Origin of the sequence: Desulforhopalus vacuolatus, assembly GCF_016918505.1 — a bacterium.
GTDB classification, from domain to species: Bacteria; Desulfobacterota; Desulfobulbia; order Desulfobulbales; family Desulfocapsaceae; genus Desulforhopalus; species Desulforhopalus vacuolatus.
On the sequence record NZ_JAFFPZ010000015.1, the window covers coordinates 1 to 18222 of the forward strand.

At 49.2% G+C, this 18222-nt stretch carries 23 protein-coding genes and 3 pseudogenes; 15 read left to right on the forward strand and 11 right to left on the reverse strand.

The window, feature by feature from the left end; genetic code table 11:
- Window positions 1-157: pseudogene (locus JWG39_RS17060) on the reverse strand (reverse transcriptase domain-containing protein); the annotation flags it as partial.
- A 46-nt stretch (window positions 158-203) separates the two neighbouring features.
- On the opposite strand from JWG39_RS17060, the gene JWG39_RS16530 reads away from it, so the two are divergent.
- Window positions 204-386, forward strand: a complete 183-nt coding sequence (locus JWG39_RS16530; protein ID WP_240192094.1) for a hypothetical protein — start codon at window positions 204-206, stop codon at window positions 384-386.
- Window positions 387-461: 75 nt separating this feature from the next.
- Here the strand turns inward: JWG39_RS16530 and JWG39_RS17395 are convergent, their stop codons facing one another.
- The 3 genes from JWG39_RS17395 to JWG39_RS10260 form a co-directional block, all read right to left on the reverse strand.
- Window positions 462-824 carry a reverse transcriptase domain-containing protein gene (locus JWG39_RS17395; protein WP_240192084.1) on the reverse strand — a complete coding sequence of 121 codons (363 nt, stop codon included), beginning with the start codon at window positions 822-824 and terminating at the stop codon, window positions 462-464.
- A gap of 37 nt (window positions 825-861) precedes the next feature.
- The gene (locus JWG39_RS17400; RefSeq protein WP_240192085.1) at window positions 862-1137 is read right to left on the reverse strand and encodes a hypothetical protein; all 276 of its coding nucleotides are present in this window, start codon (window positions 1135-1137) and stop codon (window positions 862-864) included.
- Window positions 1138-1496: 359 nt separating this feature from the next.
- Window positions 1497-1886, reverse strand: a complete 390-nt coding sequence (locus JWG39_RS10260) for a hypothetical protein (protein ID WP_205219304.1) — start codon at window positions 1884-1886, stop codon at window positions 1497-1499.
- Window positions 1887-1968: 82 nt separating this feature from the next.
- Here JWG39_RS10260 and JWG39_RS10265 point away from each other — a divergent pair, with 82 nt between their 5' ends.
- From JWG39_RS10265 to JWG39_RS17070, 8 genes and pseudogenes are all read left to right on the forward strand, one after another.
- Window positions 1969-2133 (forward strand): type II toxin-antitoxin system RelE/ParE family toxin, encoded by a 165-nt coding sequence (locus tag JWG39_RS10265; protein ID WP_240192086.1) that lies wholly within the window; start codon window positions 1969-1971, stop codon window positions 2131-2133.
- Between the two features lie 12 nt (window positions 2134-2145).
- Window positions 2146-2439: an addiction module antidote protein gene (locus JWG39_RS10270; protein ID WP_205219306.1), complete on the forward strand. Its 294-nt coding sequence runs from the start codon at window positions 2146-2148 to the stop codon at window positions 2437-2439.
- Between the two features lie 226 nt (window positions 2440-2665).
- On the forward strand, window positions 2666-2959 hold the full coding sequence (locus JWG39_RS10275; protein ID WP_205219307.1) for a type II toxin-antitoxin system RelE/ParE family toxin: 294 nt from the start codon (window positions 2666-2668) through the stop codon (window positions 2957-2959).
- Between the two features lie 16 nt (window positions 2960-2975).
- The gene (locus JWG39_RS10280) at window positions 2976-3323 is read left to right on the forward strand and encodes a HigA family addiction module antitoxin (protein ID WP_205219308.1); all 348 of its coding nucleotides are present in this window, start codon (window positions 2976-2978) and stop codon (window positions 3321-3323) included.
- A gap of 285 nt (window positions 3324-3608) precedes the next feature.
- Window positions 3609-4395, forward strand: a pseudogene (locus JWG39_RS10285) (transposase).
- A 158-nt stretch (window positions 4396-4553) separates the two neighbouring features.
- Window positions 4554-4805, forward strand: a complete 252-nt coding sequence (locus tag JWG39_RS10290) for a type II toxin-antitoxin system Phd/YefM family antitoxin (protein WP_205219310.1) — start codon at window positions 4554-4556, stop codon at window positions 4803-4805.
- Entirely contained in the window at window positions 4795-5076 is a 282-nt protein-coding gene (locus tag JWG39_RS10295) for a type II toxin-antitoxin system RelE family toxin (RefSeq protein WP_205219311.1), read from the forward strand. Before JWG39_RS10290 ends, JWG39_RS10295 begins: the two co-directional genes overlap by 11 nt.
- Window positions 5077-5173: 97 nt before the next feature.
- Window positions 5174-5341 (forward strand): annotated as a pseudogene (locus JWG39_RS17070) (transposase); the annotation flags it as partial.
- Between the two features lie 476 nt (window positions 5342-5817).
- On the opposite strand, the gene JWG39_RS10300 reads toward JWG39_RS17070, so the two are convergent.
- From JWG39_RS10300 to JWG39_RS10315, 4 genes are all read right to left on the reverse strand, one after another.
- Window positions 5818-6915: an Lrp/AsnC ligand binding domain-containing protein gene (locus JWG39_RS10300; RefSeq protein WP_205219312.1), complete on the reverse strand. Its 1098-nt coding sequence runs from the start codon at window positions 6913-6915 to the stop codon at window positions 5818-5820.
- Complete coding sequence (locus JWG39_RS10305) at window positions 6893-7486, reverse strand: metallophosphoesterase family protein (RefSeq protein ID WP_205219313.1); 594 nt, start codon at window positions 7484-7486, stop codon at window positions 6893-6895. The genes JWG39_RS10300 and JWG39_RS10305 overlap by 23 nt, the downstream gene beginning before the upstream one ends.
- 125 nt (window positions 7487-7611) lie before the next feature.
- Entirely contained in the window at window positions 7612-8355 is a 744-nt protein-coding gene (locus tag JWG39_RS10310; protein ID WP_205219314.1) for a YkgJ family cysteine cluster protein, read from the reverse strand.
- Between the two features lie 117 nt (window positions 8356-8472).
- Window positions 8473-9606, reverse strand: a complete 1134-nt coding sequence (locus JWG39_RS10315) for a hypothetical protein (protein ID WP_205219315.1) — start codon at window positions 9604-9606, stop codon at window positions 8473-8475.
- A 581-nt stretch (window positions 9607-10187) separates the two neighbouring features.
- On the opposite strand from JWG39_RS10315, the gene JWG39_RS10320 reads away from it, so the two are divergent.
- Window positions 10188-10379: a ferredoxin gene (locus JWG39_RS10320; protein ID WP_205219316.1), complete on the forward strand. Its 192-nt coding sequence runs from the start codon at window positions 10188-10190 to the stop codon at window positions 10377-10379.
- Window positions 10380-10444: 65 nt separating this feature from the next.
- On the opposite strand, the gene rpoN is transcribed toward JWG39_RS10320, so the two are convergent.
- The 3 genes from rpoN to lptA are packed head-to-tail and all read right to left on the reverse strand — an operon-like array spanning window position 10445 to window position 13213.
- The gene (gene rpoN / locus JWG39_RS10325) at window positions 10445-11899 is read right to left on the reverse strand and encodes an RNA polymerase factor sigma-54 (protein ID WP_205219317.1); all 1455 of its coding nucleotides are present in this window, start codon (window positions 11897-11899) and stop codon (window positions 10445-10447) included.
- Between the two features lie 28 nt (window positions 11900-11927).
- The gene (gene lptB / locus JWG39_RS10330; protein WP_205219318.1) at window positions 11928-12650 is read right to left on the reverse strand and encodes an LPS export ABC transporter ATP-binding protein; all 723 of its coding nucleotides are present in this window, start codon (window positions 12648-12650) and stop codon (window positions 11928-11930) included.
- Between the two features lie 2 nt (window positions 12651-12652).
- On the reverse strand, window positions 12653-13213 hold the full coding sequence (gene lptA / locus JWG39_RS10335; protein WP_205219319.1) for a lipopolysaccharide transport periplasmic protein LptA: 561 nt from the start codon (window positions 13211-13213) through the stop codon (window positions 12653-12655).
- On the opposite strand from lptA, the gene JWG39_RS10340 reads away from it, so the two are divergent.
- The 5 genes from JWG39_RS10340 to JWG39_RS10360 all read left to right on the forward strand — a co-directional run bounded on the left by JWG39_RS10340 (window position 13206) and on the right by JWG39_RS10360 (window position 18214).
- Complete coding sequence (locus tag JWG39_RS10340) at window positions 13206-13472, forward strand: hypothetical protein (protein WP_205219320.1); 267 nt, start codon at window positions 13206-13208, stop codon at window positions 13470-13472. The genes lptA and JWG39_RS10340 overlap by 8 nt on opposite strands.
- A gap of 156 nt (window positions 13473-13628) precedes the next feature.
- A complete protein-coding gene (argB, locus tag JWG39_RS10345; protein WP_205219321.1) occupies window positions 13629-14528 on the forward strand; it encodes an acetylglutamate kinase in 900 nt (299 codons plus the stop codon).
- Window positions 14525-15733, forward strand: coding sequence for an acetylornithine transaminase (locus JWG39_RS10350; protein ID WP_275889000.1), 1209 nt, complete (start codon window positions 14525-14527; stop codon window positions 15731-15733). Before argB ends, JWG39_RS10350 begins: the two co-directional genes overlap by 4 nt.
- Window positions 15734-15985: 252 nt before the next feature.
- Window positions 15986-16909, forward strand: coding sequence for an ornithine carbamoyltransferase (gene argF / locus JWG39_RS10355; protein ID WP_205219322.1), 924 nt, complete (start codon window positions 15986-15988; stop codon window positions 16907-16909).
- A 99-nt stretch (window positions 16910-17008) separates the two neighbouring features.
- Window positions 17009-18214, forward strand: a complete 1206-nt coding sequence (locus tag JWG39_RS10360) for an argininosuccinate synthase (RefSeq protein ID WP_205219323.1) — start codon at window positions 17009-17011, stop codon at window positions 18212-18214.
- Window positions 18215-18222: the final 8 nt, after the last annotated feature.

Here is an 18222-nt window from a genome sequence, read left to right on the forward strand (position 1 = left end):
CAACATCACACACCTGAGTGCGCCTTCGTGGCACACAGTCGTCCGCATAACGGACGAAACACAAATTACGCTTTTCAAGCTCTTTATCAAGCTCGTCCAGCACAATATTAGACAACAACGGAGAAAGTGGGCCTCCTTGAGGAGTACCCTCATCGACAGCTTGTATAATACCATTTCCATTTTGTATTGATTCATCACCATTGATGGAAAATCGGCACGGCGGTGGTTTCCCGCGATGTTGTTCTGTAGACAAGGCATGCCTTGTCTCTACGGTGGCGGCCATCAGCGAAATGGCAAGCATTACCGATAACCCGCTGCCATATCATTACCATGGGGTGATAACGGTGACACTACACATCCCTGGTGAAAAATCGCTACAACAGTGATTCCAGCAATGGTGTTGTAGAGACAAGGCATGCCTTGTCTACACTGTGACGGGAAACGTAACGATAACAGTGGAATTACACAACCATTGGTGGGCTAAACTGGTAGTAATTCCCGGAATTATTAAGAGCAGATACAACCGCGATTGAGCCCCCAAATGAGGTATAACTTAATAGGAATGGTATAAAACCACCGATCATTACTCCGGATGTGAGGAACTTACGTATGAGTTTCAAGAGCCGTTTGTCATGCACTTTTGTAGCGAGTCGGCTCATCAAGCGGTCGTGATTAACCCTGTCGAAAAATTTCGACAAATCAATACTGACTACTCGTTTTAAGCCTTTCTCAACATACTGTTTAGCATGATTGATAGCTCCATGTGCTGACCGTCCCGGACGGAACCCATAACTGAACTCAGAAAACGTTGGATCCCAGATCATTTGAAGAACCTGCGCTATGGCCTGCTGAATCAGCCGGTCAAGTCTCGAAGTCTTCGCTTATCTGCAGGTATACCCAGTAATCTAACGCCTCCCTGTGGTTTTGGGATTTCCTTCCTTCGAACCGGTAACGGTTGATATGTTCCGGCAAAAAGAGCCGTCTTCGGAGTCTGCGCTTACCTATCTCCTCCCAATGTCGTCTCAGGTAACTCGGTAATTGATCGACGGTCATTCCATCGATACCTGGCGCACCCTTATTTGACCGAACCTGTTTCAAGGCCCGGCGCATGTTCTCCCGCTCAAAAATGATTTCCATGAGCCGGTTTCCTCCTGTCGAGGGATCGGTTAAATACGACGCTATACCCATTTCAGCTGACTGCTGCGCTATGATCATAAGTACGTACCTCCATCTCTCTTTTCATTTATCCCCACCATTCGGCTGGGGCCACCGTTCGGGCCTTCATCCAGTCTGCCACCTCCCGGTTTTTTTTTTCTATTCACCGAGCTCATTTACTGGCCTGCTATGCCCTCTGCTGACTTCCGTTGTACGATAAGCGCACCTTGCGGTTTGCTCATTCATCACATCAATGAGACACAACGGATCTCCGGGGGTGAATACATGTCTTTCCATACTGTGCCAACCACGCACCTGATCCTTAAAGATGGATAGAGGACTTAAGACTGTCTCGAAGTCTCCGCTATCTGCGCCATGGTCCCAATCAGATTCGCCTGACTCGATTTCTGTACGTCGCCCCGTACATTCGCGTTACCCTGCCGTAACTGGGCTGTCTCCTTCAAGCCACCGTTACCGGATAACCGTTGCAATAACGCTACACCGTTACCGTTCCTTTCAGTCTCTCTCCACTTCGTGTCGTGGTCTCCGCTTCGCTCCGGCTCGCCTCCATCAGGCTGGGTCTGGGACTTGCTCATTATAGTCCGAGTTACTATGATGAACTCACCCTTAAGAACGTGTGCCGTGCCCGGCACACAACCATACCATGCACGCGGACGGTAATTTCGCTGCGCTCCATTCCCGCCGGTGATGGCCGCGTTGGAAAGACTCAATACATAGCCGTGCATCTTTGGCTAAAACAGTTTTGTCGTAGCTGGTCTTGATATTTTGTAGTCCATGGGCTACTCTATCAATATGGAATACGAGATCGAAAAAACTGAAAGCTTTGATAAATGGCTCAAGAAATTAAGAGATCGCAAGGCGGTACTCGCCATTACCGCCAGTATGCTGTGTGGCGGAGACAAATCAACGCAGAAAAAGGATATCAACAAAGCCAAAGAAATTGCTCAAACTATTTAGAGAGGTGAAATTATGGCTAACCAAACAACTCCTTATAACCCTTTCGACTACCTGGAATCCAAAGAGGAAATCAACGAATACCTGAACAACGCCTTTATGGACGATGACCCACGAATATTTATTGTCGCTCTTGGTTACTTGGCAAGAAAAAAAGGTATGGCGCAAGTTGCTAAAGAAACAGGCCTTAATCGTGAAAGCCTTTATAAATCTTTGTCTGGCGACGGTAATCCAGGCTTTGCTACCATAAAAAAAATAACCAAGGTACTTGGTGTTAATCTGGTGGCGCAACCTGAATATACTCACTAATTTTTTTATTTTAGTGATGAATCAGACCCATTCTTTTATTAAAAAACGACTTTCCAGCCAAACGCTGAACCCGACCGGGAGGACTGAGCCGCTTTGAAAAGGTGTCTGTTAAATCAAAGTCCCAGGTTTTTGAGAGGCTGTACCTGTTTCGCTCCCGGCCGGTTAGCTTAACGTTGTGTGTTGAAAGAAAATTGCCATAGCATGATATCCGTGTTATTGTGAATCTATGATAAAGACATTCAAGGACAAAGGCACAGAAGATATATTTAATGGTAAAAATTCCAAAGATGCAAGGAATATATGCCCTCAAATCTTATGGAAAATTGCCTCAAGAAAACTTGATCAACTCGACTCGGCAACCAGATTAGATGACCTAAAAGTACCGCCAGGCAACATGCTCGAAGCTCTCAAAGGTAATCGTCAAGGCGAATATAGCATAAGAATCAATAACCAATTTCGCATTTGCTTCGTTTGGTCTGATTATGGTCCTGATCTGGTTGAAATTATAGATTATCACTAAAATACAGAGGTCAGTTATGGTAAGAGTACCGACTCATAGAGAGCCAACACATCCAGGTGAGATGCTAATAGAAGAATTTTTGAGCCCCATGGGTATAACACAAAAAGATCTTGCAGACTCAATACATGTTTCCTATCAGCGGATAAATGAAATTATTAATAAAAAACGAGGCATTACTCCGAGTACAGCTCTGCGTTTAGCTAAATTCTTTGGGGTATCCGAAGATTTTTGGATGAATTTACAATTAAGGTGTGACTTATATAAAACAAAACAAGCCGAAGAAAAAACTCTAAACGATATTAAACCGTTCAGCAATAAATCCAATCAAAGAAAAAATAAAGATATCACACAACCAGGCGTTTAACTGGACCCGCAAAACAGCGCGGTCCGGTTAACTCAACGTTAAATGAGACCGCTCTGCGGCCTCATTTAACGGGGCTTGCAATCGTGGATTGCCTGGCCAAGTGTCCCGCTCCGCGCTCCACTTAACACTTAACAGAAGGTCGAACGAGGCGAACGAGGAACGAGGCGGCGAACGAGGGTCGGGACAAGGTAAGTGTTTGTATTCGTGTGACTCTTATACCTGTCAATAATGCGTTTTTTAGGCTCAAAAACGTTCATATAGATCTGCATTAGAAAATAATTTCTTATGGCGAGAGCAAAACGGCATTATATTCCTGGTCAAGTATGGCATCTTACCCACAGATGCCACAAGAGGTTTTTACTTAAATTGAAAATGGACCGTCGGAATTGGGTCCAGTGGTTGTATGCTGCCAAAAAGCGATACGGTTTGGTAATTCTCAATTACTGTGTTACTTCCAATCATATTCATTTACTCGTTCAAGATGCAGGAAAGAGATGTCATACCTCGATCTCTGCAGTTGATTGCTGGAAGAACCGGGCAAGAATACAATATGAGAAAAAAGAGGAAAGGAGCTTTTTGGGAGGATCGATACCATTCAACTGCAGTGGAGACCGAACAGCACCTGCTGAGATGCCTTGTCTATATTAATTGTAACATGGTTCGTGCTGGTGTCGTTGTACATCCCTCTGAGTGGCCTTTTTGTGGATATAATGAAATCCAGATGCCTAAAAGGAAGTCAGTGCTCATTGATTATCAAAAGTTAGCGAAACTTACAGGGTTTGCATCTTATAGTACCTTCCGAGAGACTCACAAAGAATTGGTAAGTGAATCCGTTACCAACAGGACCTGCGGCAGGCAACCGGGTTGGAGTGAAAGTGTAGCTGTAGGAAACCGAATTTTTGTAGAAACAATTCATTCGAAATTGGGATTTCGTGGTAAAGGTCGGAAGGTTTTAGAACATGACATCGGATTTCAACTTCGTGAAAAACACATAATCTATAATGTCGAATATGATGGTAGAAATGAAGATATAGGCTCAATAAACACCTCTGAATGGGACGTTAATTTGTAATCAGAGAGTTAACGTGGTCCGACCCCGTTTGACGATCATACTTGGCACCCGGTCACCTGTACGTTAACCATTTGAAAATATCCTCCTTGCCAAAAGCTTTTTTATGATCTATATTAAAACCAATAAAAAAACTTTATATAGATCTAAAGGAGGTCGAAATGGAATCAGTTTTGGCAAAATGCTCAGCAAGTATTTCAGAGCTAAAAAAGAATCCTTCCTCTCTTATCGAACAGGCGGAAGGTGAACCTATAGCTATCTTAAACCATAATAAACCGACGGCATATCTTATCCCCGCTGATACATACGAAATAATGCTTGAACAAATCGAAGATTATCAATTTGGCTTAATTATTAAAGAACGGCAGCATGAAAAAGAGTTTGCTGTAGACGTGGACATAGATGAGCTATAGCCTTAAATTCCTTCCATCGGCATTAAAGGAGTGGAAAAAACTCGATAGTCCTTTGCAGAAGCAATTCAAGAAAAAACTTGCTGAAAGACTTGAAAAACCACGAATTATTTCAGCTAAACTATCTGGATTTGAAAATCATTACAAAATCAAACTGAAAGCAAGTGGGTATAGACTTGTTTATGAAGTTGTTGACTCTGAACTTATTGTGTATGTGATCGCTGTTGGGAAGCGAGAACGCAATGCTGTTTATAAAAAAGCGAAAAGTAGATGAATTCGGTTAACAAAACGCTGCAGCCGACCCGGGGGGCTAACTTAGGCTCAAAAACGTTAATATAGATCTGCATTAGTGCATTAGAAAATAATTTCTTATGGCGAGAGCAAAACGGCATTATATTCCTGGTCAAGTATGACATCTTACCCACAGATGCCACAAGAGGGACTTTTTACTTAAATTGAAAATGGACCGTCGGAATTGGGTCCAGTGGTTGTATGCTGCCAAAAAACGATACGGTTTGGTAATTCTCAATTACTGTGTTATACCATTTCTATTAAGTTATGCTCGTTTTACATCCTGTTTATCCATTCGTAATCGCCAAAGAAGATGTAAAATTGATCTCATTGTAGAAACGTCCGTTGTGCTGGAGACGCCCAAATTGGTCGTCTCTACAAAGACCTTTTGCTTTTTCCCGTCCCCCTGCCTTTAAATCTACCAATACAAAGTGGAAATGGTGTTACTTCCAATCATATTCATTTACTCGTTCAAGATGCAGGAAAGAGAGATGGGTTCCTTGAATAATCTTGTATTTCGTTCATATTCGAGGCACAGGAAGAAATTTACCGCAGGTATATAATTGATATCTCGACGTCTCGTTCTTCGCTTTGTCGGAGGATAAATTTTTGACTGTAACGAAGAAGATGGGCGAAAGACTGATTATTCAAGGTAGCTATTCGTGCCCATTCGTGGTTCCGTCTTTTGCTTTTTCCCGTCTCCCGTCTCCTTTCTCCCTGTCTTTCAATTCTCACCCTTTATGATTGACATCCCCGGGATAAGGGTCTGGGTTGAGCTGACTCCGGGCCACTGACGGATAGTCTCCTGGGTAAACTGAGAGATCAGTTCGGCATCAGAGCTGAGCAGGTCGCGATGAAGGGTGATGCGGATCAGCAGATCGAAGCTGCCGTGGACGGTGTGGATCTCGCGGATCTCATCGAGCTCTTTCATCCTGCGCAGGAGTTCTTTCTCTTCCTTGCCGTCGATATTGAGCAGCATGAAAACGGTAATCTCCCGTTTCATCTCGGGGTAATCCTGTTCACTGCGGTTCATCATATCCATGCGGAAGGCCTCCATGTCGGTGGGGATGAGTTTGTCGAATTTTATACCATATTTACGTGTCCTGCCGAGTTGCCACTGGTGGGTTGAGATGTAAAGACAGAGGTCAGCGGAGGTGCGCCGGGGAAAGGCCTCCAACAGACCGCTGCGTTCAACAAGTATATTCAGCGGCAGGTAAATGGTGTCATACCAGTCGCGGGCCGCTTCCCCAATATTGCTGCCCCATTTTTCACTGGAGACTAAATGTTTCTGATGCTCGGCAATCTGCCAGTCGAAGCGGGCAAACTGGCCGGGTTCGGTGAGGTCAATGATCTCCGGCAGATGGTATTTCTCTTTGAATTCACTTTTTTCACGGTAGAGAATACTCTTCAGGGAGTTGTCAGAGGGCAGCAGCTCGATGATGCGTGAGAGAATCTCCCTGCATCCCAGCTCCCGCGCAGCCTGGTAGCGATGGTGCCCGTCGAGGATATAGAAATCATCCTTGATTTGATAGAGGGCTATGGAAGGGATGGCGCGTCCGTCACGCATGGCGCGTAAGATTCCCTCCAGGCGTTCGCTGCGGTGGTGTGAGCCGCGGCGCACCTTAAACTCGCGGTCAAAATCGTGATATCGGCCGACGCTGCCGACGATTCGTTCCAGCGGAACCATCAGGGTGCCGCGTTTCACTGCGTCCCAGGCGCCTTCCTGCTGCTGGCGGAGATTGAAACTGCTTTCCGGAGTTTCCTTTTTCTTTTTGCCGGTGACAAAGGAGGAAACCTTTTCAAGGATCGATTTCGAGGACATAAGATCCGAAACAGTTAATGATGGTGGTTGAGCCGAGGGTGATAATACGCTCGGCGTCGGAGGTGAAATGCCTGTGGATGTGGCCATGGAGCAGGTATTTCGGACGATAACGGTGGATAAATTTCACGAAGCAGGGGAAGCCGCGGTGGGGCTGATCCTCCCGATCTCCGAAACCGCGCGGCGGGGCATGGGTGATGACGATATCGGGTGCTCCCCGACGCCAGAAAAGAAAACGCATGCTGCGAATAAAGCGGGTCATCTCCTTCTCGGAATATTGATTGACTCCGTAGTTGTACCAGCGGGATCCGGAGAACCCGACGATGCGCAGTCCGTGGAGGGTGACCATGCGCCGGTGCAGCGGAGTACAGCCCACCGGAGGTCTCGTTTTATGGCGGTTATCGTGGTTGCCGAGGACGTAAAAAAGCGGGGCGTCGTAAAGGTTCCGCAGGGAGATGAGATATTCCGGGGGCAGGTCACCGCAGGCGATTATGGCCTCGAAGCTGCTGCGGCGGGCGCAGGGTGCTTCGAGGAGTTTTTTCTCGACGATATCTGAGACCACCAACAGTTTCATGCGGGCTCTTTGAGGTTGAGGGAGAGGGCAGCCTGTTTGTTTCCCCGGAAAGGGGCTCCGCAGAGCCCCTTTGCAGTTGATAAACGAGGTTGAACCAGTTGTTGACCAGTGCCTCTCTGTTATTTTTATTTACCGTTGAGAAGGTCTTCGATACGCCTGCCTTCTACAGTGGCGTTGAAAATGGAATCGAGCATTCCCTGAACCTTCTCGTTGTTTTCCTCGCTGATAAGAAAGCCCGGCAATGGTTTCCCCGCACGTACGCGCATCTTCGCCTTGCTGATTTCTCCGGGGTATTGGTCATTTATTATTTCGCCTATGCTGCGAAATTCCCGCAACTCGGCAAGAGCACCGAGAACATCATAGAGATTTCCCCAATACTCTTTCTGGTCGAGGTGCTCAAGGAGCTGGATGGTGCAGGTTGCCGCTTCAAAATAGAAGTCGGGAACGATAGCCGGTTGTTTTCCACTGCATACCACTGAAGAGATAAACATGCGGCAGGCAAAGGGGCGTACCGGGTAGATAGTGCACAGGTTGTCCTGCAGGAAGGGGCAGGGCGCGGTGGAGGGCTCCGGATCGTCAGGGACGTCGCGCTCACCGAGGCAGGCGTCTGCAAATTCGTTGGCGGTGCTCGCTGGTCCGGAAATGGCGGGTTGTTCTGAAAGCGTTTTACCGAGTGCCAGGGCGAATTCTCCGGTAAGGTCATTCTCCTGGACGTAACGCAGTATTGCTTCTCCTTCGAGAGCCGTGACGGTGATGTTACGGGTGCAGCAGGTGTCACAACCGCTGCGACAGGCTGGTTTCAACTCTTTGCAGGTGTTGCTCCATTCGGCAAATGCCTTCATTATTGCCGCAGCTGTTTTTCCTTTCATGGTTCCTGTCCTTGTTCTGGAATACAAATAAAAAAAACCGGTGCCGCCCTCGTGGGAAGTAGAGCGGCACCGGCGTTGTGTGCGGCGTAAAGCCGAAAGCTGAATTCCTTCCGTTTTTTACTGTTCTACAGACTGAAGCTGTTTCAGCGTCTCTTTCAGAGCTTTATTTTCACGTATGAGTTTGTTGGTCAGCTGTATCAGCTCACTGGTACTCTGACGCATCTCAATGAGAGCCTGGCTCATTTCTGCGGGACTGGCGGGACGTGTTTTGACCTCAACGTTTTGTTTTATGGCAGAGACCTTGTCTCCTGTCTTCTCAGTAGTGGTGGTTTTGGTGATGGTCTGCACGACGGTGTGATCACCCTTTACCTTGAGCACCTTGTTCTCATCCACAACAACCTCAACGGCCTTGTTGTCTGAGATCTTTGCGGATGAATCGACACTCGTGCAGGGTTTTTTTGACTTGGCGGGGCAGGCAGGGCCACTCTGTACGGTTTGTACCGTGTCCATTTCAGAGGCAGGCTGCTCTGCCTTGAGATTTTCTGAGAGACGTTTTTCTCCTTCGTCTGCCAGCATCGACATAATTCCTTTGGGGCTGGTTTTAACCATCTTGTCCTGCTTTGCGTCAGCAGGTGTATCGTCGAGAGCCTCGGGGACGGGGGCCGGAGCGGTAACTGCCGGAACGTCGGTCATGGCGGCAGGAATCTTCGGTGCGGGTGCATCGTCAAGAGCCTCGGGAGCAGGGGCCGGAGCAGTAACTGCCGGAACGTCGGTCATGGCGGCAGGAGTCTTCGGCGCGGGTGCATCGTCGAGAGCCTCGGGAGCAGCGGCTGGAGCAGTAACTGCCGGAACTTCGGTCAGGGTAGCAGGAGTCTTCGGTGCAGGGGTCTCACCGGGTGTTGCCTCTTGAATGGGTACTACCGGAGCGGTCTGCTGCTGAATTTCTTCAGAGGTAATCAGGGGTTCAACGACAATAACTGCAGCTTCCTGCATGGCAGGACAGGCAATATCTTCATCCAGATCCACAATGATAACTTCAACAGCCTCAGGGGTCTGTTGATCTTCTACGGCAGCCACGTCGGCAACTGCATCCTGGATTTCATCAGTTACCGGCAGAGTTTCTTCAGCGCCGGTCTGTTGTACTGCAGTCTGTTCCGTGTTCTGAACGTGTTGTTCCACTTCCTCCGTTTTATTACATCCGTAAGCAGTGAGCAGATAGACAGCAACGATGGTCATAATGGCATACTTCATGGCTTCTCCTTCTTTAGCGTGAGAGTAAAAAAAACTTGAAAACTATGAGGAACCTCGTATGATTCCGCCTCAAAAAAGGAAGAAATGCACTTCTGGGAACATCGAATAACCCGTCTTTCGCCCATTTTCTTCGTTACACTCAAAAATTTATCCTTAGAGCTAAGCGCCAGACTCCGATATCAAAGTTACAGGCGGGTAAATTTTCTTCTGTGTCTCGAAGATGAACAAAATACAAAATTATTCAAGGTACCCTGCTGCTTAAGGGACCTCTAAAATATAAAAAAACCTGGGAAAAACCGGGATAACAAAAAAAAGTGGTACAATAGAGCGGCGCGTGGCTGGCTGTTTGCCGACGGGCATGTCGCCTTGCAGTGTTCTTCCAACCCCAGTCTTTGCGGATGATACCATATTCCCTGGTGAAATTTTATCTTTTTCCAGAAAAAGAAACAACTCCTGCAGGGAAAAATTGAAAAGCGCAGACTCTGGTATTATTGTAAAAGGAGTTCAGCCGATTTAGTTTATCGGTTTATCGGGGCTCGGGTGTTCCGTGCCTCAAAATTTTACTCACAAGGAGAAGGCAAATGGCTGTAAAAATTGATGAAGAAGAATGTATGGGATGTGAATCATGTGTAGAAATCTGCCCGGCAGTATTTGGTTTCAACGAAGATGAAACCAAAGCCTTTGTTATCGAAGGTGCTGATCTTGAGGCCAACGCTGATTGTATTGAAGAATCTATCGGCTCCTGCCCCGCAGCCTGCATTACCAACGACTGAGCAGGGAAACCTGTTTGGACAAAAGAGGCGGGCGCTGAAAAGCGTCCGCCTCTTTTTTTGTCCTGTCAGCGCTCCCGGCGGTGTTTTACCGGGGGAATCTTAAGTTGTTCACGATATTTGGCTACCGTGCGTCTGGCTATTTTGATATCGCTTTCTGCCAGTTTTGCGGTAATGGCAGAGTCAGAGAAAGGCGTCTTTTTGTCTTCTTCTGAGACGATGCGGCAGATGATGGTCTTGATGGATTCAGCTGCCATGGTACTGCCGTCCTCTTTCTGGATGGCAGTGGAGAAAAAGTATTTCAGTTCAAAGATACCCTGAGAGCAGTGAACATATTTGTTGGAGGTTACCCGACTGACGGTGGATTCGTGAACGTCGATATCCTGCGCTACATCTTTAAGAATCAGCGGTTTGAGATGTTCGGGACCTTTCTCGAAAAATTCCTGCTGAAAATTGAGGATTGAGTTCATCACCCGATAGATGGTTTGTTGCCGCTGGTAGAGTGACTTGATGAACCAGTTGGCATCTTTGAGCTTGTTGTGAAGGTAGTGGCGTTTGTCCTTGTCGATGTTCCTGCCTTCCTTAAGCATCTCCTGCAGGTCGGTGGAGAGCTTGAGGCGGGGAATATCGTCCTCGTTCAGATGAACAATATACGTGCCGTCAATTTTGTGCACATAGACATCAGGGACGATATAGTTGGTGCTGTCGTTGTTCCATGGCAGGCCGGGCCATGGGGTCAGTTCCTCAACAATAAAATTGATGGCCCGCTCAATTTCCGGTTTCTTGCGTCCGGTACGCCTGGAAAGTTCTTTGTAGTTGCGGGTCTCGAGCAGCGGCAGGTGGTCGCGGACAATTTTCGCGGCGAGGGTGTCGCTTTTGCCCATCTGTTCCAGCTGAAGGTAGAGTGATTCACTGACGTTGCGTGCTGCGATACCGGGAGGGTCGAGGAGCTGAATGACATCGCAGAGCACATATTCCGCCTCATCCGGATCGCAGTTACAGTCGGCGATAATCTCGTCCATATCTACTTCCAGAAAACCGTAACGGTTGAGGTTGCCGATGATAAACATGGCAATCTCCTTCTCTTTTTCGTCCAGCTCCTGATGGGCAAGCTGCCAGGCAAGGTGGGCTGTCAGGCCGGGTTCTTCGGAGATGAAGTCAAACTGAGAGGGAGCATCGGCAGGCGGTGTCTCTCGGGAAAAGGAGAGATTGGAGTCGAAGCTGTTTTCATACTCCTCCCAGTTGGTCTCGGGAAGGGTTCCTTCAGTGGTGTTGAGCTTTTCGGTAACCTCGGATTCCTGTGCGGGACCGATGTCCTCGCGGGTGGAGGAGAGGGCGGCGGTGTTCTCAGGTTCGAGAACTGAGATATCTTCTTCCAGTCCGGGATTCTGTTCAAGCTCTGCCTGGAGGGCGTCAGACAACTCTGTCCGGTTGAGCTGGAGCAACTGGATTGCCTGCCGGAGCTGCTGGGTCATGACCAGCTTTTGCTGGAGTTTGAGCTGTTGCCTGAGTTCGAGAGCCATTTGGTTGAAGTTTTTCCTTTATGCCGTCTTACATGTGGAAGTTTTCGCCGAGATAACCTTTTCTCGCCGCTTCGCTTTCAATAACATCTTCGGCGACACCGCTGGTGAGGACCTGTCCCGCACTCATAATGTAGGCAAAATCGCATACCTCGAGGGTTTCCCGTACATTATGGTCAGAGATAAGGATGCCGAGCCCTTTCCCTTTGAGTTCGCGGATAAGCTTCTGCAGGTCAATTACCGCCAGCGGATCTATACCGGCAAAGGGTTCGTCAAGGAGGATAAACTGCGGCCGGGTGGAAAGGGCACGCATAATCTCCACCCGCCGTCGCTCTCCGCCGGAAAGGGCATGGCCCTTGTTGTGACGCAGATGTTCAATCTTGAGCTCGGCAAGCAGGGTGTCAATGCGCAGGTTTATTTCGCGTTTCGACAACCCGAGCGGTTCAAGAATGATGCGGACATTGTCTTCTACTGTCAGCTTTTTGAAGACTGACGGTTCCTGAGCGAGATAGGAAATCCCCCGTCGTGCCCGCTGATGGATAGGCAGACAGGTAATATCTTCTCCGCTGAGGAAGATATTACCACCGTTGGGGCGGATAAAACCGGCGATGGAATAAAAGGTTGTGGTTTTCCCCGCGCCGTTGTGGCCGAGCAAACCTACTACGGCGCCGGTATTAACCTGCAGGCTGACGCCGTTGACTACGGTGCGGGGACCGTAGCGCTTCACAAGATTGCGAACTTCGAGAACGGCCATGATTATTTCTGGAAGATGGTCATGCCGACGCGGCCGGCTTTCTTACCACCGCTTTCCTCTTTTGTCCGGCCAGCAATGACCTGGGTGCGGCCTTCATCAAGATAATAAATAATTTTGGAGCCGGCGACGCTGTTGTCACCTTCATAGACACGGGCGTTATCGGAGAGGATCACCTGCCGTTGTTTCTCAAGGTAGTCCATGCGTTTTGCGGTGCCGAGCCATTTACCGCGGGTCACCTGCACCTTGCCGGTGCAGACCATTTTCTCCACCTGTTGTTTCCCGGTGCTGTCAGCTGGCTGGCTTTTTTTCGTCTTCTCATCAGTGGTGTAATAGACAACCATCTTGTCCGAACGGATGCGGATATCACCCTGGGTGGCGTCAACGTTACCGGTAAAGGTGACAGAGCTGGATTTCTCCGTAGAGATCATGTTGTCAGCGTAGATGTTGATGGGAGCCTTCTCTTCTTTGGCTGTGGCAAAAGAGACGCTGCAGATCAGCAGTGTCGCCATGAGGACTGCCTGCAGAAGGGGTTTTACTCTGATTATAAAGGGGGGGATGCTCATCGTTTTTCTCCTGAATTCAAGTTCAGCCTCGTACCTGGTTAAGAATTTGCATAGGGCATTACCAGTCAGCATCCTATCTCATGCGCTGAAAAATGTAAAGAGAACCGTGTCCGGGATATTTCACCTGGCGGAAGCCTTCCTGCCTTTCTTCGAAGTTATTGATGTTGTGACGAAATTTGAATTTTTTATTGATTCTTGCACTGTTCTTGAGAGAAGGAACCCTGAGGAACCTGTCCTGGAGGGGAGATCTCTTCCCTGAAGATTGGGGACTTTACTAAAACTTTGCCAGTCTGTACAATACCTTGCATATAGAATTTGGCGGGTTTTGTTCTCTGCCGGGCGTTCATTCATGAGGAGACGATCTCAGGCAGTTCTTTTCCTCTCTGTAAATTCAACTGAAGAAACTGATACAATCATGAAAAAAAAAATCATGGGGGGAATTGAGAAGGCGCGAGTGCTGCTTGATGCCCTGCCGTATATGCAGGAGTTTCGCGGAAAGACCCTTGTTATTAAATATGGCGGTCACGCCATGGTGGACGATGAGCTCAAACGACAGTTTGCCCTGGATGTGATTCTGCTCAAACAAATTGGTATCAATCCGGTGATCGTTCACGGTGGGGGCCCGCAAATCAACCTCCTCCTCGACCGTCTGGAGATCAAACCCTCTTATGTCGAAGGAATGCGGGTTACCGACGGGGAGACCATGGATGTGGTGGAGATGGTACTGGTTGGCAAGGTGAACAAACAGATAGTTGGTCTGATTAACCATTGCGGCGGCATGGCCGTAGGGCTCTCCGGTCGCGATGGAGATCTTGTCTGCGCCGAAAAGCTCCAGGTGAGTCGCAGGAACGAGATTGTGCTGGAGAATGCACCGCCCGAGCTGATTGATGTGGGACGGGTGGGGCAGGTGACGAAGATCAACACCGAGCTGCTTGATATCCTTATCGGGAGCGACTTCATCCCGGTAATTGCGCCCGTTGGCGTGGGTGATGATGGTGAGGCTTTCAATATCAATGCCGACCTCGTTGCGGGCGCGGTGGCGGGTGCTCTCAAAGCGGAGAAGCTGATGCTGCTCACAGATGTTCCCGGGGTGAAAGATCGGGAAGGCAGGCTTCTCACCTCAATAACCTCGCAGCAGGCGGAAGAGCTGATTGCAGATGAAACCATTTTCGGCGGGATGATTCCCAAGGTGCGCTGCTGTAAAGACGCACTTGAAGCCGGGGCGGTAAAAACATATATTCTTGACGGCAGGGTGGAGCACTCCATCCTCCTTGAAATCCTGACCCCCGAAGGGGTTGGTACGGAGATACGATGATGGAAAACAGACAGAGTAATGCAGAGTGGAAAAAAAGAGCGGATCAAGTCATTGTCGGCAGCTACACCCGCTATCCGGCGGTAATCGTAGAAGGGCAGGGATGCCGGGTGAAGGATGCCAATGGAAAAAGTTATCTTGATTTTCTCGCAGGTATCGCTGTAACCGCCCTCGGCCACTGCCATCCCAAAGTGACAGCCGCCATTACAGAACAGACCGCGAAACTGGTGCATATTTCCAACCTCTGGTACACCACGCCGATGGTTGAACTGGCAGAGATGCTGGTCGCCAACTGTTTTGCCGATAAGGTCTTCTTCTGCAACAGCGGGGCGGAGGCCAACGAGGCGGCGATTAAGATGGCGCGCATTGCCAGTGCAGAAGGCCGCTATAAGATTATCTCCCTTGAAGGTTCCTTTCACGGACGGACTCTTGCTACAGTAGCCGCCACAGGGCAGCCCCGCTTCCACAAGGGCTTCGAACCGATGCCTGCCGGGTTTGTCTGCGCACCCTTTGGTGACCTTGATGCCCTGGAGAAGATGGTGGATGATGAGACCTGCGCCATCATCTGTGAGGCCATTCAGGGTGAGAGCGGGGTTCGGCCGATGCCGCAGGAGTATATTGAAGGTATTCGCGCACTCTGTGACAAATATGGAATTTTCCTCATCTTTGACGAGGTCCAGACTGGTATGGGGCGTATCGGACATCTCTTTGGACATGAATATTTTGGCGTGACTCCAGACATCATCACCCTTGCCAAGGCACTGGCCAACGGTCTGCCAGCGGGGGCCATGCTTACCACCGACAAGATTGCGGCGAAGATGGTTCCAGGAAGTCATGCTTCCACCTTTGGTGGTAATCCAATTGTCTGTGCTGCGGGTATAGTTGTAGTGAAGGAGTTGTTGTCTGAAGGCTTTCTTGAAGATGTACGGGACAAGGGCGCGTGGATGATGAAGCGGCTTGAGGATTTTGTTCAGCGCTTCCCTGATCTGATTACCGGCTCAAGGGGATCCGGTCTGCTGGTTGGCGCAACCTTGACGGAAAAAGGAATTGAGCATGGTGCCGAAATTGTCAATCGCATGTTTGAAAACGGCGTGCTGATCAATTTCGCTGGCGGAAAGGTGCTTCGTTTTGCACCGCCGTTGATCGTAACCCGGGATGAGATTGACGAGATGCTGAATGTTCTCGGCGAAGTGCTGTCAAAAATCTAAAGGGTACCGTGAAACACTTGTATCTTATTCTTCTTTGAGGAACAGGAGGAAATGTACCCGCCTATAACTTTGATATCGGAGTCTGGCGTTTACCTCCGAGGATAATTTTTTGATTGTAACGAAGAAGATGGGCGATTATTCAAGGTGCCCTGAAGTAAAAATCTTTGCAAAGGGCGTATCATTCAGGTAACAATGAAAACTTCGCCTTGTATCAGCTATCTTTAAGAATAACCGTAGAAAAGGAGTCTTGTCGTGATAACCCACCTTCGTTCCCTTGCGCAGTTTTCTCTGGAAGAACTCTCTATACTCATTGAAAGGGCAATTGTTCTTAAGCATGAGAAGCAGCAGGGAATTCTTCATAATGTCCTTGAAGGGAAAAGTATTGCCCTTATTTTTGAAAAACCCTCCACCCGTACCCGCGTCTCTTTTGAGTCGGCAGTGTATGGCCTTGGTGGACAGGCCCTTTTCCTTGCGGGTCGTGATACCCAGCTCTCCCGCTCGGAGCCGCTGAAAGATACCGCGCGGGTGATGTCGCGCTATGTGGATGGAATGGTGGTGCGGACCCATGGCCAGGAGGTCATTGAAGAACTGGCGGATTACGCCACCGTCCCGGTAATCAATGCCCTGACTGATCTGCATCACCCCTGCCAGATTCTTTCCGACCTGATGACTGTGCTGGAGAAGAAAGGCCAGCTGGACAAACTCAAGGTGGCGTGGATCGGCGATGGCAACAACATGGCAAATTCCTGGCTTGAAGCTGCGGCAATCCTCGGTTTTGAACTGGTACTTGCCTGCCCGGAGGGATATCATCCAAACGAAAAAATTCTCAAGTGGGCAATGGAGCGCAACGATAAAATTCTTCTGCAGCACAGCCCTGAGGTGGCGGCAGAGAATGCTGATGTCTTCAACGCCGATGTCTTCTCCTCAATGGGTGATGAGGGGCAGGAGGAGGAACGACTGAAGGCCTTTGCAGGCTATCAGCTGAACCAGGCGCTGCTCGAAAAGGGTCAACCGGATGCCATCGTCATGCACTGCCTGCCTGCCCACCGCGGGGAAGAGATTACCGAAGAGGTGCTCGAAGGGCCACAGTCGGTGGTTTTCGATGAAGCCGAAAACAAAATGCACATGCACAAGGCGCTGCTTGAAGCGCTGGTTGGTGGTCACACAGCCTCCTGAGCTCAGCTCTATACATTGGGAAGTTTTTACATGCCTGAAGCGGAGTGCTTCCCTTCAAGGTATTATTTATAGTTTGCAGTAATAAGGAAAACAGAAAAAATGTCCGTAGAAAAAATCGTACTTGCCTATTCTGGAGGTCTTGATACCTCTGTTATTCTAAAGTGGCTGGCAGAAGAGTATAAATGCCCGGTGGTGGCCTACGCTGCCAATATCGGTCAGAAAGAGGACTGGGCAGCTATCGAGAAGAAGGGACTTGCCACCGGCGCGGAGAAAGTAATTATCTCCGATCTGCGCAAAGAATTTGTTGAAGATTACATCTTTCCCGCCTACCGTGCCAACGGCATTTACGAAGGTTCCTATCTTCTCGGGACCTCCCTTGCCCGTCCGCTGATCGCCCGCGAGCAGGTGCGCATTGCCCAACAGGAGGGTGCCAATGCTGTCAGCCACGGTGCTACCGGCAAGGGCAACGATCAAGTGCGTTTCGAGCTGGGCTATATCAGCCTGGACCCGAATCTGCAGATCATCGCCCCGTGGCGTATCTGGGATCTCACCTCCCGTGCAAAACTGGTACAGTTCGCTGAAGAGCACCACATCCCCGTGCCGGTGACCAAAAAGAACCCGTACAGCTGCGATGAAAACCTCCTTCACATCAGTTATGAAGGTGGCCTGCTGGAGGATCCGTGGAATGAACCGGATGAGGATATGTTCAAATGGACAGTATCCCCGGAGAAGGCCCCGGACAAGGCGACATATCTTGAGGTTGAGTTTAAAAATGGTGATCCCGTCGCCCTTGATGGCAACAAGATGGAACCGCTGGCTCTTTTCACTCGTCTGAATGACCTCGCTGCGGCCAACGGCATTGGCCGTCTCGACCTTGTTGAAGACCGTTTTGTCGGCATGAAATCCCATGGTGTTTATGAGACCCCCGGTGGTACCCTGCTGCGTGAGTGTCATCGCACCCTTGAGACCATCTGCCTTGACCGTGAGGTTATGAAGATTCGTGACAGTCTCATTTCCCACTACTCCGAGCTGGTATATAACGGTTTCTGGTTCTCCCCCGAGCGGGAGCTGCTGCAGAAGACCATGGACGAAACTCAAAAGGTGGTTAACGGTGTTGTGCGCATGAAACTCTATAAAGGCAACTGCACTCCGGTTGGCCGCAAGTCTGCGGAGTCGCTCTACCGCGAGGATGTCGCCACCTTTGAAGAGGATAGCGTGTACGATCAGGGTGATGCCACAGGCTTTATTCGTCTCAACGGCCTGCGTTTGAAGATCAACGCAAAACTGAATCGCTACAAGCGCTGAGGACAGGG